This is a genomic window from Bradyrhizobium sp. P5_C11_2 (assembly GCF_054049755.1).
Map to the genome: position 1 here is coordinate 1 of NZ_JBFULT010000136.1, position 14,535 is coordinate 14,535.

The window sequence follows — 14,535 nt, forward strand, 5'->3', positions numbered from 1 at the left end:
CGCTGCCGCAGGTCAAGTCCAGCGTGGTCGCCGGCGGCATCTTCGCCTTCATCTCGGCGATGGACGAGACCATCGTGGCGCTGTTCATCTCCGGCGGCCAGTATCAGCCGCTGACCAAGCGCATGTTCACCGCGCTCCGCGACGAGATCGACCCGACCATCGCCGCGATCTCGACGCTGATGACGGCGGCTTCCTTCATGCTGGTGCTGCTGGCGAGCGCGCGGGGGAAGAAGGGCGGGTGAGCTTCGTCTGCGCGGTGTCTCTTCACGTCTTCCTGGCGAAAGCCAGGACCCATTACCCCAGGGAGATGTCGTAGCGCGAGCTGGTAACCCCGAGTCTTCGCCAAATTACGCTCGGTGGAAATGGGTCCTGGCTTTCGCCAGGACGACACCGAATATATGGCGGCCGGCTTTCGTCTGCGGCGCGCAGCGGCGTAGCCCGGATGAGCGAAGCGATATCCGGGACAACCGGCCCCGCATGTCGTTTCGCTCATGCAGGCTACGGGTCCCCGGTTATGGCACCGTCCCTCACCCCTTCGCCCCCAGCCACGCCAAGATCATCTCCACGATCTGCGTCCGGCTCTTCGCCAGCACCTTCGGCTCGCTCAGATCGCGGTCGAACAGCGCGCCAAAAGTGTGGCGGTTGGCGACGCGGAAGAAGCAGTAGGAGCTGATGGCCAGGTGCAGGTCGATGGCGTCGACGTCGTCGCGGAAGACGCCTTCGTCGCGGCCGCGCTCGAGGATGCCGTCGAGCGTCGCGATCACGCTGGCGTTGAGCTGGCGCAGTGGCAAATTCTGCTTCAGGTGCTTGCCGTGGTGGATGTTCTCGATCGAGACGAGGCGGATGAAGTTCGGGTTGCGCTCGTCATGGTCGAAGGTCGCCTGGATCAGCCGGCGCAGTCCCTCGCGCGCGTCGCAGCTTGCGATGTCGAGCTGGTCCTCCAGCGCGCGGATGCTGCGATAGGCCTCCTCCAGCACCGCGAGGTAGAGCTGCTCCTTGCCGCCGAAATAGTAATAGATCATCCGCTTCGATGTGCGCATCCGCGCCGCGATCGCATCGACGCGCGCGCCGGAATAGCCTTCCGAGGCGAATTCGGCCATCGCCACTTCGAGGATGTCGCGCTTGGTGCGCTCGGGGTCGTTGGTGCGCTTCGATGGGGGCGGCATGCGCTCGGGCATCGCTGTTTCTCCCGCCAGTTTCCATGGAAACCGGGGGCGCGGCAACCCGAACGACAAAGCCGTCAGAACTGGATTTCGCCGGGAATGTCGTCCGCGCTGAGGCCGATGGTCTCAAAGGCCTTGAGCATCCATTCGCGGGTCTGGCCAAGCGCGCGGTTGTAGTCGGCCCAGGCGCTGAGGAAGTCCTTGTAGCGCCGGTCGCCTTCGGCACGGATGCCCAGATTGGTCGGCAGCGTGAGCAGTGGTCGCGGTACCGCAAGCTCGCCGAGCGTCGGGTTCTTCTTCAGGGTCGCCACGGAAAGCACCGCCAGCGATATGTTGCAGTCCGCGCGCCCGGTGGATACCGCGAGGATCGCCTCGTTGCGCTCCTTGAAGCCGAGGATCGTCGCCTTGGGGCAATAACGGCGCGCGATCGTCTCATGGGTCGAGCCGATGTCGACGGCGATCTTGACCTCGGGCTTGTTGATCTCCGCCCAGGTTTGCGGCTTGGCAAAACCCTTCTTGGTGATGACGGTGAAGGAGTGCACCAGGATGGGCGAGGAGAAGTCGATGACCAGCGCGCGCTCGGGCGTCGGATTCACGGCGAAGGCGAGATCGATCTTCTCGGCCTGAAGGTCGAGGATCTGGTTGCCCCAGGTCGATTCCAGCGTCTCGACCTTGGCGCCGAGCTTGCCGGCGATGTCGTTCGCCATGTCGATGCAGGCGCCCGACCATTGATTGGTGGCGAGATCCTTGTGGAAATAGGGATCCTGGCCGGCGATGACGGCGATTCGCAGCACGCCGCTTTTCTTGATGCGGTCGAGCGTGGAGGTCGGCGCGGTGTCGGCCTTGGCCGAACCGGCCGCGGCCATTGCCGCGCCGGCGAGCGCGACGGTGGTAAGTGCGTCCCTGCGATTCATGGGCAGTTGCTCCTGAAGAGATTCAGCCCGGCTTCTGGACTATTCTTGTATTCAGGATAAAATGCAAGACAGTATTTCTTCTGCCGAGCATGAAAGAGAAGCCGTGCGCGCCCTTTTTGTCGACGCCAACGACACCCTTGCTACCGTGACTGAAAAGCTGCTGCGCGGCACCAACCTTTCGGTCGGCATCAACCGCAACCCGTCGATCAAGCCCGACGACCTGCCCGGCCTGCTCGACGGCGTCGAGATCATGATCGTCGATCACACCGCGGTGCCGACCGCGATTGCGGCCAAGTGCACCAAGCTGAAGCACGTCGTCTTCCTCGGCACCGGCGCGCGCAGCTACATGAATCCGGACGAGCTGAGCCAGCACGGCATCGCGGTTCACACCATCAAGGGCTATGGCGACACCGCGGTGGCCGAATGCGCGATCGCCCTGATGTGGGCTTCGGCCAAGAGCTTTGGCGAGATGGATCGCGGCATGCGCGAGGGCAACTGGCTGCGCCGCGACGCGGTGCAGCTCACCGGCAAGACCCTCGGCCTGATCGGCTTCGGCGGCATCGCGGCGGAAGCCGCGCGCATGGCGCTTGGCTGCGGCATGAAGGTGATCGCCTGGAACAGATCGCCGAAGACGCATGCCGGCGTCGAATTCGTCCCGCTGGAGAGGCTCCTCGCAAAGAGCCACGTCGTCTCGTTGCATTTGCTCCTCAACGACGACACCAAGGGTTTCCTGTCCCGCGAGCGCATCGCCATGATGCGTCCGGGCAGCATCCTGATCAACACCGCGCGCGGCGCCGTCGTCGACGAGGACGCGATGTGTGATGCGCTGCGCTCGGGCCACATTGCCCATGCGGGCCTCGACGTCTTCACCGTCGAGCCGCTGCCGGCCGGGCATCCGCTCACCAGGCTGCCGAACGTGACGCTGTCGGCGCATTCGGCGTTCCGCACGCCGGAGGCGAGCGACAACCTCATCGGCGCCGCGCTCGATCATTGCCGCCGCATCATGGCGAATGGGCGGTAGTGCAAACAGCAGGGGCGGGCATGACGCCTGCGCAGGGAGCGGGAAGCCTTTCGATCTTGCACCTCCTGTCGGCCTGTCCTACGCCACCTGCGAACGAAATTATCGCGAGGCGCTCGAAAGTGTCGCCAAAGCCTGCAGGGAGCTGTCATGACCATTCGTAACACCCGCACCGGGGGCCAGATCCTGATCGATCAACTGGTCGCTCAAGGTGTCGACCGCGTCACCTGCGTGCCGGGCGAGAGCTATCTCGCAGCGCTCGACGCGCTGCATGACAGCCCGATCGACGTCATGATCTGCCGCGCCGAAGGCGGCGCCGCCATGATGGCGGAGGCCTATGGTAAGCTCACCGGGCGCCCCGGCGTCTGCTTCGTCACCCGCGGCCCCGGCGCGACCAATGCTAGCCATGGCGTCCACATCGCGATGCAGGATTCGACGCCGATGATCCTGTTCGTGGGCCAGGTCGACATCGGCATGCGCGAGCGCGAGGCGTTCCAGGAGCTCGACTACAAGGCGGTGTTCGGCACCATGGCGAAATGGGCGGTCGAGATCGACCGTCCCGATCGCATTCCGGAGCTGGTGGCGCGCGCCTTCCGCGTCGCCATGCAGGGCCGTCCCGGTCCCGTGGTGATTTCCTTGCCGGAGAACATGCTGACCGAGACCGCGGCGGTGGCCGACGCGATGCGCATCGAGCCGGCGGTGAGCTGGCCGGCGCCGTCAGATATCGAGCGCGTCGGCGCCATGCTCGCCAGCGCCAAGGCGCCGCTGGTCATTCTCGGCGGCTCGCGCTGGACCGACGAGGCGACCAAGAGCATCGCGCGCTTTGCCGAGCGGTTCGACCTGCCGGTCGCGACCTCGTTCCGCCGCGCCTCGCTGATCGACGCCGATCATTCGCACTATGCCGGCGATCTCGGCATCGGGCCGAGCCCGGGCTTGAAAGCCCGCGTCGACGGCGCCGATGTCATCCTGCTCATCGGCGGCCGGATGTCGGAGATGCCGTCGTCGTCCTACACGCTGCTCGATATTCCGACGCCGCAGCAGAAGCTGATCCACGTGCATCCCGGCTCCGAAGAGCTTGGCCGCATCTATCAGCCGGAGCTCGCGATCCAGGCGACGCCCGCCGCGTTTGCCGCCGCCGTCGAGACGCTGAAACCTGCCGGCGCGGTTGCCTGGAAGGGCGAGGCCGCCAAGGCGCATGCCGATTATCTGGCCTGGACCGAAAAGGCGCGCGAGCTGCCGGGCACGTTCCAGTATGGTCAGGTCATGACCTGGCTGCGCGACCGCCTGCCCAAGGACGCGATCGTCTGCAACGGCGCCGGCAATTATGCCGGCTGGATCCATCGCCATCACCGCTTCCACAGCTTTGCCGCCCAGCTCGCGCCGACCTCGGGCTCGATGGGCTATGGCGTGCCGGCGGCGGTGTTGGCAAAACGGCAATATCCGGATCGTACCGTCGTCGCCTTCGCCGGCGACGGCTGTTTCCTGATGAACGGCCAGGAATTCGCGACCGCCGTGCAGTACGACGCGCCGCTGGTCGTCATCGTCGTCGACAATTCGCAATACGGTACCATCCGCATGCACCAGGAGCGCGACTATCCCGGCCGCGTCGTCGGCACCCAGCTCAAGAACCCGGATTTTGCGATGTACGCAAAAGCCTTCGGCGGGCATGGCGAGCGGGTCGAGCGCACCGAGGAGTTTGCGCCGGCATTCGAGCGCGCGCTGGCCTCGGGCAAGCCGTCGATCCTCCACTGCATCATCGATCCGCGCGCGATCTCGGTCGGCAAGGATTTTGCGCCCGCGGTGAAGGCGTAAGCGATGGCGACCGGCCGCCACGTCGCGATCATCGGAGCCGGTGCGGTCGGCGTGATCAGCGCCATCGAGGCGTTGCGCGAGGGTCATCGCGTCACGCTGATCGATCCGGGCGAGCCCGGCGGCGAACAGGCGGCGAGCTATGGCAATGCCGGCTGGCTGTCGTCGCATTCGGTGATCCCGCCGGCGGAACCTGGCATCTGGAAGAAGGTGCCGTTCTATCTGATGGACCCRCTCGGCCCGCTCGCGATCCGCTGGTCGTATCTGCCGAAGGCCTTGCCCTGGCTGATCAAGTACCTGCTCTCGGGCTGGACCGAGGCGCGGGTCGAAAAGACGGCGTTCGCGTTGCGCGACCTGCTGAAGGACGCGCCGCTGCTGCACAGGAAGCTCGCGGAGGAGGCCGGCGTCCCGGAGCTGATCGAGCGCAACGGCCTGATGCATGCCTTTCCGTCGCGCGGCAATTTCGACAACGATCTCGGCTGGCGCCTGCGCAAGAAGGTCGGGGTCGCGTGGCTGGAGCTCAATGCCGACGAGATGCGTCAGCGCGAGCCGGACCTGCATCCACGCTACAGCTTTGGCGTGGTGGTGGAGGAAGCCGGGCGCTGCCGCGATCCCGGGGCTTATGTCGCAGCTCTTGCGCAACATGCTTTCGCAGGTGGCGCCAAGCACGTGCGCGCCAGGGCGACAGGGCTCAAGCTCAACGGCAACAAGCTCGTGGCGGTCCTCACCGAGACCGGCGAGATCGCTTGCGATGCCRCAGTGGTCGCCGCGGGGGCGCGGTCCAGGCAGCTCACCGCATCGGTCGGCGATCCCCTGCCGCTCGAGACAGAGCGCGGCTATCACGTCATGATCGAGAATCCGGAATCAGGCCCGCGCAGCTCGATCATGGCATCCGACGCCAAGATGGTGGTGAACTGGACCGACAAGGGCTTGCGCGCCGCAGGCACCGTCGAGATCGCCGGCCTCGAGGCCGCGCCGAACTGGAAGCGCGCCGAGATTTTGCGCGATCATCTCTTCAGCATGTTCCCGAAGCTGCCGAAAGATATTCCGGCCTCGCGCATCAAAACCTGGTTCGGCCATCGGCCGAGCATGCCGGACGGGCGGCCCTGCATCGGTTACGCGCGGGCTTCGCGCGACATCGTCTATGCCTTCGGCCACGGTCATGTCGGCCTGGTCGGCTCCGCCCGTACCGGCCGTCTCGTCGCCCAGCTCCTGAGCGGCAAGGCGCCGGAAATTCCGCTGGCGCCGTTCGCGCCCGATCGTTTCCTCTGAGACCGCACCATGACCTCTCCAGCCAACTCATCCTCCCGCATCGCCCGTGGCGGCAAGGCCATCTACGGCGCGCCGCTCGGTATCCTGATGCTGGAAGCGCGCTTCCCGCGCATTCCCGGCGACATGGGCAACGGCACGACCTGGCCGTTCCCCGTGCTCTATCGCGTGGTGAGCGGGGCCTCGCCGGAGAAGGTCGTGCTGAAGGGCGCGGCAGGCCTGTTGCCCGACTTCATCGATGCGGCGAAGGACCTGGTGCGGCTGGGGGCCGAGGCGATCACCACCAATTGCGGCTTCCTCTCGCTGTTCCAGAAGGAGATTGCAGCCGCTGTCGGCGTGCCGGTGGCGACTTCGTCGCTGATGCAGGTGCCATGGGTGCAGGCGACCCTGCCGCCCGGCAAACGCGTCGGCCTCGTCACGGTGTCGGGCTCGACGCTGACGCCGGCCCATCTCGAAGGCGCCGGCGTGCCGCTCGACACGCCGCTGGTCGGCACCGAGAACGGCAAGGAGTTCTTTCGCGTTCTGATCAAGGCCGAGAAGGACGATATGGACATCGCGCAGGCCGAGCGTGACGTGGTCGAGGCCGGCAAGGAGCTCGTCGCCAAAAATCCGGATGTCGGCGCCATCGTGCTCGAATGCACCAATATGCCGCCTTATGCGGCGGCACTTCAGGCCGAGGTCGGATTGCCTGTCTATGACATCTATTCCATGATCACCTGGTTTCATGCGGGACTGCGCCCGCGCGTCTTTGCCTGATTCCGATCGTCGCAAAGCTCTGAACAAACGCGCCTAAGCTGTCGTTTGCATTGCCATCGTCCGTTCAGCCCCGGTATATTGAATTGTGTTCGGGCATGAATGCAGCTTATGAAGAGCAACGTGGAACTGGCTTCCGATAGCATCGTCGATCGCGTCTATGAACAGCTCAAGGCCATGGCCGTGAGCTATGAGTTCAAGCCGGGCGAGCGGCTCAATGAAGGCGAGCTGGCCAAACGACTCGGCGTCAGCCGCACGCCGCTGCGCGAGGCGCTCAACCGTCTCAACACCGAAGGCTTCCTGCGCTTCACGCCGGGCAAGGGCTTCTTCTGCCGCGAGCTCGACGCGCACGAGATCTTCGATCTCTACGAATTGCGCAAGTCGATCGAGGTCGCTTCGGTTCGCCTCGCCATCAAGCGCGCCAAGGATGAAGACATCGACGCGCTGCTGAAGTTCCTCGAAGCCACCGGTCCAGATCCCGGCGAGCGCACGTCGGTGGAACTGGTCGAGCTCGACGAGACCTTTCACGAGCGGCTGATGGCAATGTCGAACAACGCCGAGATGCTGCGCGTGCTGCGCAACGTCAACGCCCGCATCCGCTTCGTGCGCTGGATCGACATGGACAGCATCAACCGCTCCAACACCCAGGCCGAGCACCGCGCCGTGGTCGAGGGGCTGAAGGTGCGCGACGAGGACAGGTGCGTCTCCGTGCTGGAAAAGCACATCGACCGGCGGCTAGATCGCATCACGTCCGCGATCAAGGAAGGCTACGCGCAGATTTATATGCCGGCGACGAGGTCCGCGGCGAATTGAGGTTCTTCTTCACCTCGCCCCGCTTGCGGGGGGAGGTCGGATTGCATCGAAGATGCAATCCGGGTGAGGGGGTACAGGTCTATCGGTAGACTCCTCGTATGGAGAGAGCCCCTCACCCCACCCTCTCCCCGTAAGCGGGGCGAGGGAGCAGAGGCACTGCCGCTGCCGCCAACAGCAGCTATACAATCCCTCGATATCTGGTCGTGCCAGACGGTCAGAGCTTTCGCGCAGGAACATRGCTAGCGTGCCTCCCGAATGTCACGGAGACACGCGGTGCACAGCCCTCAACCCCATCCCGAAGCGCGCAGCAGTGACGACTGGCCGTCCGCGCTCTATCGCATCCTGAAAGCCGCCGACGTCAGGCAGATGTCCTACGTGCCGGATGCCGGCCACAGCCAGCTCATCCGCATGTTCTCGGCCGACCGTGATGTCACCACCAATGTGCTGACCACGGAAGAGGAGGGCATCGCCATTGCCGCGGGCGCCTGGCTCGGCGGCCAGCGCAGCGTGCTGCTGATGCAGTCGAGCGGCGTCGGCAATTGCATCAACATGCTGTCGCTCTCGGCGATAGGCCGCTTTCCGCTGCTGATGCTGGTGACGATGCGCGGCGAGTGGGCCGAGTTCAATCCCTGGCAGGTGCCGATGAGCCGGGCGACGCAGCCCTCGCTGGAGGCGATCGGGCTGAAGGTGATGCGCGCGGAGACGCCGGAAGATCTGGTCGAGACCGTCGAATCCGCAGCTGCGCTCGCCTACGAATCCGATCAACAGGTCGCGGTGCTGATCGGACAGCGCCTGGTCGGCAAGAAGAAGTGGTGATGTCGATGTCTGGTCCTGCTCAACTCGATCGCCGGGTCGCCGTCGCGGCTCTTCTCAAGAACCGCAAGGATACGCTGGTCGTCTCCGGCCTCGGCTCGCCCACCTATGACCTGCATTCGGTCGGCGACCATGACGGCAATTTCTATCTCTGGGGCGCGATGGGCGGCGCCGCGCTGATCGGGCTCGGGCTGGCGCAAGCCCAGCCCGGCAAGCGCGTGCTCGCCCTGACTGGAGATGGCGAACAGCTCATGGGGCTCGGCGGCATCGCCACCATCGGCGTCGCCCGTCCGCGCAATCTCGACATCGTCGTGATCGACAACCAGCATTTCGGCGAGACCGGGATGCAGGCGAGCCACACCGGGCGCGGCGTCGATCTCACGGCGATTGCCGCGGCCTGCGGTTTTGCCGCAACCGGAACCGCGCGGACGCCCGAGGAGGTGGAACGCCTCGCCGCAGGGATCGCCGAGCCGGGCCAGGGTCCGCGACTCTTCGTCATCAAGGTGGCCGCGGAAAATCCGCCGCGCTCGCTGCCCTCGCGCGATGCCGTCTTTATCAAGAACCGGTTCCGTGCTCATCTCGGATTTGCGGCGGCTTGAGCTGAGGCCCTTGCCCGGAATAGGTTCGCCGCAAGCAGCTATTCTGGAGTGAGACCCATGAAACTATCCGGCAAGGTCGCCGCCATCACCGGCGCGGCGCGCGGCATCGGCAAGGCCTGTGCGAAGAGATTTTTGGATGACGGCGTCAAGGTTGTCATCTCGGACGTCGATGCCGAGGGCCTCGCCGCGACGGCCGCCGAGCTGGGGCGGCCGGACGCCTTGCGTACCGTGGTCGGCAATGTCGCCAAGCGCACCGACGTCGACCAGCTCGTTGCGACCGCCGCGAAGGAGTTCGGCCGGCTCGACATCATGGTCAACAATGCCGGCGTCGCCCGCAACCAGGACATCCTGGAGATCTCGGAGCAGGACTTTGACGACGTCATCGCCATCAACCTGAAGGGCGCGTTCTTCGGCGTCCAGGCCGCTGCGAAGCAGATGATCGCGCAGGGCGGCGGCGGGGTCATCATCAACATGTCGTCGGTGAATGCGTTGCTGGCGATCCCGACGCTTGCGACCTATGCCATCTCCAAGGGCGGCATGAAGCAGCTCACCTCGGTGGCCGCCGTCGCGCTGGCCCCGCACAACATCCGCGTCGTCGCGGTCGGGCCGGGCACGATTTTGACCGACATGGTGACCTCCGCCATTTACACGTCCGAAGATGCCCGCAGAGGCGTGCTGTCGCGCACCCCGATCGGCCGCGGCGGCGAACCGAGCGAAGTTGCGTCCGTGGTCGCCTTCCTGGCCAGCGACGATGCGTCCTACATCACGGGGCAGACCATCTATCCGGATGGAGGGCGGCTGATCCTGAACTACACGGTGCCGGTGAAGGAGAAATAGGGGCGCGTCCTATCCTTGCTGTCATCGCCCGGCTTGACCGGGCGATCCAGTACGCCGTGACACCTGCGATTGAACCGATCCGCCGCGGCGTACTGGATGCCCCGCCGGAGCCTGTCATCGGGCTCGCCGGAGGCGAGACCCGGTGGCGGGGCATGACAGCGGTTGTTGTGTTGGGCTGTGAAGCTTCACTCCGCCGCAACAGTCATCCCGTGTCCCAGCCGTTTCGAGATGCCGCCGGCGCAGTCGCGCAGGGCATTGGCGATCGGGCTGTCCCAGCGCGCATCGAACGTGCCTTCCGGCCCCATCGCGGTGATGACCAAGGCGACATGGCCGGCGTGATCGAACACGGGCGCGGAGAACGCGTTGACACCGGGGAGGGGATCGCCGAGCGCGCGCGCCAGGCCATGCTTGCGGACCTCGGCGAGCATCTCGGCAGTCTTCGGACTTTTCGGCGAGCGTTTCGGATTGTAGCCGACGCCGAAGCGATCGAGGCCGCTGTCGAGCGCGGCGTTGATCGTCTTCGCCGGCAGGAAGGCCGCAAACGCCCGGCCGGTCGCGGTCTCCAGCAGCGCCATCACCGATCCGGCCCGCATCACGATGTGAACCGGCTGGCCGGGTTCCTCGAGCTGCACGACAGTTGGGCCATGGGTGCCCCAGACCGCCAGCGAGACGGCATGACCGATCTGGGCGGCGAGCGTCGCGATCTTCGGTCCGGCGATGCGCACGCCTGAGAGCCGGCGCAGGCTGATCAGGCCGAGCTCGAGCGCCAACGCGCCGATCTCGTAGCGGCCGGTGGTCTCGTCCTGCTCGATCAGCCCGATGCGCGAGAAGCTGGCGAGATAGGGATGCGCCTTGGCCGGCGCCATGCCGGCCTCGCGCGCGAGATCGCGCAGCATCATCGGCTCGCCGCACCTCGCGAGCGCGCGGAGCAATTCGCCGCCGACCTCGATCGACTGGATACCGCGGCTTTCTCTCTTCATGCGCCTCCTGGCGTATGCTTACGCCGCGTTGCGCTTGGCGGCGCTGTCGGCAAGATGACGGCCGGCAATGTAGCCGAAGGTCAGCGCCGGCCCAAGCGTGATGCCGGCGCCGGGATAGTTTCCGCCCATGATGCTCGCCATGTCGTTGCCGGCGGCATAGAGGCCGGGGATGACGCGGCCCTCGCCGTCGAGCGCCCGCGCATTCTCGTCAGTGACGATGCCGGCATAGGTGCCGAGGTCGCCGATCACCATCTTGATGGCGTAGAACGGGCCGTTCTCGAGCGGCGCCACGCAGGGGTTCGGGCCGTGCATGGCATCGCCCTGGTAGCGGTTATAGGCCTTCGAGCCCTTGCCGAAGGCGGCATCGTGTCCCAGCGGGGCGGTCGCATTGAACTTCTTGACGGTCTCGGCGAAGGCCGTGGCGTCGATGCCGGCTTGCGCCGCGAGCGCCTCCAGGGTGTCGCCGCGCATGAGATAGCCGGTGTTCAGGTGATGTCCGAGCGGCATCGGGAAGGGTGGCACGCAGCCGAGGCCGTATTTCCGCAGCGTCTTGTGATCGCAGACGAGGAAGGCCGCGATCTCCTCGCCGGGTTTTGCCGCCTTCACCATGGCCTGGACGAAGTCGTGGTAGGAATTGCCCTCGTTGGCAAAACGCTTGCCGTCGCGCATCACCGCGATCACGCCCGGCTTGGCGCGGTCGATGAAATGCGGCATCACGCCGCGCGAACCGTCCTTGCGCGTCGTCAGTGACACCGGCACCCAGGCTGCCGCATTCGGCAAGCGGTTCTCGACCTGGCCACCGGCACTTTCCGCGAGGCGCAGGCCGTCACCGGTATTGCCGGTGGGGCCGGGCGAATAGTGCTCGTTGCCGGTCGGCGCGTGCGGAAACATTTTCTGGCGCCGTGCGATGTCGTGCGGGAAGCCGCCGCAAGCGAGCACGACGCCCTGCCGCGCGCGGACACGTACCTCGCGGCCCTCGCGGGTGACGATCGCGCCGGTCACCGTGCCGTTCTCGACCGTCAGCTCGCGCACCGGCGCGGACAGCCACATTGGAATCTTGAGATCGAGCGCGGATTTCGCCAGCCTCCCGGCGAGCGCGTTGCCATTGGTCAAGGTCATGCCGCGGCCGTAGCGCAGCACGTCCATCAGATGGCGCGACAGGCGCTTGGCGACGTAGACCGCCGAGGTCAGCGATTTCGTCACGCGCATGAAATGGATGATCTCCTTGCCCGAACCGAGCATCATGCCGAACACGGTGAGCTCCGGAAGCGGCATGCCGAGCGTCTTGATGAGGTCGCCGAGCTCGCGGCCGTCGAACGGCCGCGTCACCATGGAGCGGCCGCCCTGCGCGCCGCCGGGCGCCTCCGCGTGATAGTCCGGAAACACCAGCGGCATGTCGAAGCGCAGCGCGGTCTTGCTCGTGAAGAAATCGACCGCCTCGGGGCCGGCGCTGAGGAAAGCATCGACGCGGGCGGCGTCAAAATTGTTGCCGGCCTCGTGCCGCAAGTAAGTGCGCGCATGCTCCGGCGTCTCCTCGATGCCGTAGGCCCGCGCCAGCGACGTGCCGGGAATCCACAGCCAGCCGCCGGAGCGGGCAGTGGTGCCGCCGAAGCGCGGCTCCTTCTCGACGATCAGCACGTCCAGCCCGCGATAACGCGCGGTGATCGCCGCCGACATGCCGGAGGCGCCGGATCCGGCCACGAGCACGTCGCACTCGTAGGTCTCGCTTGCGTTGTGCTCGTTGCCGATCATGCCGACCTCACTTCTTCAGCAGCGGACATTTGGACTCGGAGACCGGGCGGAAGGCGTCCTCGCCCTTCACGGTCTTGACGATGTCGAGATAGTCCCAGGGCTCCTTGGACTGCCCGGGTGCCTTCACCTTGGCCAGATACATGTCGCGGATGACACGGCCGTCCTCGCGCAAGCGTCCGCCGTGGACGAATGTATCCTCGATCGGCAGCTCGCGCATCTTGGCCATCGCCTTGGCGGGATCGTCGGTACCGGCGGCCTTGATGGCCTTGAGATAGTGCAGCACCGAGCCGTAGACCCCGGTCTGGATCATGGTCGGCATCACCTTGGTGCGCTCGTAGAATTTCTTCGACCAGGCGCGGGTCGCCTCGTCCATGTTCCAGTACGACGCCGTGGTCATGTAGGTGCCCTGGGCCGCCTTCAGGCCGATCGCGTGCACGTCAGTGTCGAACATCAACAGGCCGACGAGCTTCTGGCCACCCTGCACCAGGCCGAACTCGCCGGACTGCTTGATCGCGTTGTCGGTGTCCTGGCCGGCGTTCGCGAACGCGACCACGTCGGATTTCGAGCTCTGCGCCTGCAGCGCGAAGGAGGAGAAGTCGGCCGTGTTGGTCGGATGCTTCACGCCGCCCAAAACCTTGCCGCCCATCTCGTTGATGAAACGGGTGGCGTCCTTTTCGAGCTGCTGGCCAAAGGCATAGTCCGCGGTGATGAAGTACCAGGACTTGCCGCCTTCCTTGATCACGGCCGAGGCTGTGACCTTGGACAGCGCGTAGGTGTCGTAGGTGAAGTGTACGGTGTTCGAGCTGCACAGTTCGTCGGTCAGCGAGCTTGCGCCGGGGCCGGAGAGCAGCGCGATCTTGTTGCGCTCGCGCACCATGTTGTGGACCGCGATCGCGATGCCGGAGTTCGGGATGTCGACGACCGCGTCGACCTTGCCGTTGTCGAACCAGCCACGCACGATCTGCACGCCGACGTCGGTCTTCATCTGGTGGTCGGCGCTGATGATCTCGATCGGCTTGCCGAGCACGGTCGGCCCGAACTCCTCGACCGCCATTTTCGCGGCTTCGACCGACCCCGGCCCGCTGTTGTCGCGCCCCCAGCTCGACAGATCCGTCAGCACGCCGATCCGCACCGCGTCGTCGGAGACCTGCGCGGTGGCCACGGACGTCATCGCCGCTGAAGTCATGGCCGCGAGCATGGCGCAGGCCAAAAGCCCTCTCATCGTCGTTTCCTCTCTTCTGGGTCCGCTTGCCGCGGTGGTTATGGATTGGCGGCTAGTTAGATATTAGCAAATAGATTTGTCAATGGCGAATATGGGATTTGGATGGGTTCCGGACCGCCGCGACTGCGGACAAACAGAGCGCTGGTGCCACGTTCCCGGTGTCGTCCCGGCGAAGGCCGGGACCCATACGATTGCTTCGTCGCAAGGGCTCCTCGCAATGACCGCGTTGAAGCAGTTGCGCGCAAATCGCTCGTCGTCATCCTGGCGAAAGCCATTACCCGGACAGGTTGCAACCGTCGCCGCGATTGGCCATGATGCCATCCTGGAATCGTGGGGCAGGGCATGACGGCAGCAACGGGGGTCTCCGGCGCGACGGAGAGATCGGCGACGGCGCATGTGGTGTGGGCAGCCGCGCTCGGCACCGCGATCGAGTGGTACGATTTTCTGATCTACGGCACGGCCGCCGCGCTCGTGTTCAACAAGCTGTTCTTTCCGAGCTTCGATCCCTTCGTCGGCACGCTGGCGGCGTTCTCGACCTATGCGGTCGGCTTCGTCGCGCGCCCGATCGGTGGCGCCATCATCGGGCACTATGG

14 protein-coding genes and 1 pseudogene are annotated in these 14,535 nt (G+C 65.6%); 10 read left to right on the forward strand and 5 right to left on the reverse strand.

Going from position 1 to position 14,535, the window contains the following annotated elements:
* A partial coding sequence (locus ACXJL8_RS15480; RefSeq protein ID WP_456685199.1) for an ABC transporter permease occupies positions 1–242 on the forward strand: 242 nt, incomplete at its 5' end.
* Between the two features lie 285 nt (positions 243–527).
* On the opposite strand, the gene ACXJL8_RS15485 is transcribed toward ACXJL8_RS15480, so the two are convergent.
* Both ACXJL8_RS15485 and ACXJL8_RS15490 read right to left on the reverse strand, forming a co-directional pair.
* Positions 528–1,178 (reverse strand): TetR/AcrR family transcriptional regulator, encoded by a 651-nt coding sequence (locus tag ACXJL8_RS15485; RefSeq protein ID WP_456618048.1) that lies wholly within the window; start codon positions 1,176–1,178, stop codon positions 528–530.
* A gap of 62 nt (positions 1,179–1,240) precedes the next feature.
* Entirely contained in the window at positions 1,241–2,077 is an 837-nt protein-coding gene (locus ACXJL8_RS15490; protein ID WP_456618047.1) for a transporter substrate-binding domain-containing protein, read from the reverse strand.
* A 103-nt stretch (positions 2,078–2,180) separates the two neighbouring features.
* On the opposite strand from ACXJL8_RS15490, the gene ACXJL8_RS15495 reads away from it, so the two are divergent.
* From ACXJL8_RS15495 to ACXJL8_RS15530, 8 genes are all read left to right on the forward strand, one after another.
* Positions 2,181–3,098 (forward strand): NAD(P)-dependent oxidoreductase, encoded by a 918-nt coding sequence (locus ACXJL8_RS15495; protein WP_456618046.1) that lies wholly within the window; start codon positions 2,181–2,183, stop codon positions 3,096–3,098.
* Positions 3,099–3,245: 147 nt separating this feature from the next.
* Positions 3,246–4,907, forward strand: a complete 1,662-nt coding sequence (locus ACXJL8_RS15500) for a thiamine pyrophosphate-binding protein (RefSeq protein WP_456618045.1) — start codon at positions 3,246–3,248, stop codon at positions 4,905–4,907.
* Positions 4,908–4,910: 3 nt separating this feature from the next.
* Entirely contained in the window at positions 4,911–6,176 is a 1,266-nt protein-coding gene (locus tag ACXJL8_RS15505) for an NAD(P)/FAD-dependent oxidoreductase (protein WP_456685200.1), read from the forward strand.
* 9 nt (positions 6,177–6,185) lie between these two features.
* The gene (locus tag ACXJL8_RS15510; RefSeq protein WP_456618043.1) at positions 6,186–6,929 is read left to right on the forward strand and encodes an aspartate/glutamate racemase family protein; all 744 of its coding nucleotides are present in this window, start codon (positions 6,186–6,188) and stop codon (positions 6,927–6,929) included.
* A 108-nt stretch (positions 6,930–7,037) separates the two neighbouring features.
* The gene (locus ACXJL8_RS15515; protein WP_456618042.1) at positions 7,038–7,739 is read left to right on the forward strand and encodes a GntR family transcriptional regulator; all 702 of its coding nucleotides are present in this window, start codon (positions 7,038–7,040) and stop codon (positions 7,737–7,739) included.
* Between the two features lie 255 nt (positions 7,740–7,994).
* Positions 7,995–8,555 (forward strand): thiamine pyrophosphate-binding protein, encoded by a 561-nt coding sequence (locus ACXJL8_RS15520; protein ID WP_456618041.1) that lies wholly within the window; start codon positions 7,995–7,997, stop codon positions 8,553–8,555.
* Between the two features lie 5 nt (positions 8,556–8,560).
* The gene (locus ACXJL8_RS15525; RefSeq protein WP_456618040.1) at positions 8,561–9,151 is read left to right on the forward strand and encodes a thiamine pyrophosphate-dependent enzyme; all 591 of its coding nucleotides are present in this window, start codon (positions 8,561–8,563) and stop codon (positions 9,149–9,151) included.
* 57 nt (positions 9,152–9,208) lie between these two features.
* Complete coding sequence (locus tag ACXJL8_RS15530; protein WP_456618039.1) at positions 9,209–9,988, forward strand: SDR family NAD(P)-dependent oxidoreductase; 780 nt, start codon at positions 9,209–9,211, stop codon at positions 9,986–9,988.
* A gap of 185 nt (positions 9,989–10,173) precedes the next feature.
* Here the strand turns inward: ACXJL8_RS15530 and ACXJL8_RS15535 are convergent, their stop codons facing one another.
* Genes ACXJL8_RS15535 through ACXJL8_RS15545 form a run of 3 tightly spaced genes read right to left on the reverse strand, consistent with a single transcriptional unit; the run spans position 10,174 to position 13,942 of the window.
* Complete coding sequence (locus ACXJL8_RS15535) at positions 10,174–10,968, reverse strand: IclR family transcriptional regulator (protein ID WP_456618038.1); 795 nt, start codon at positions 10,966–10,968, stop codon at positions 10,174–10,176.
* 18 nt (positions 10,969–10,986) lie between these two features.
* A complete protein-coding gene (locus tag ACXJL8_RS15540) occupies positions 10,987–12,720 on the reverse strand; it encodes an FAD-dependent oxidoreductase (RefSeq protein WP_456685201.1) in 1,734 nt (577 codons plus the stop codon).
* Between the two features lie 7 nt (positions 12,721–12,727).
* Positions 12,728–13,942 (reverse strand): ABC transporter substrate-binding protein, encoded by a 1,215-nt coding sequence (locus tag ACXJL8_RS15545; protein ID WP_456618036.1) that lies wholly within the window; start codon positions 13,940–13,942, stop codon positions 12,728–12,730.
* A 342-nt stretch (positions 13,943–14,284) separates the two neighbouring features.
* Here ACXJL8_RS15545 and ACXJL8_RS15550 point away from each other — a divergent pair.
* Positions 14,285–14,535, forward strand: a pseudogene (locus ACXJL8_RS15550) (MFS transporter); the annotation flags it as partial.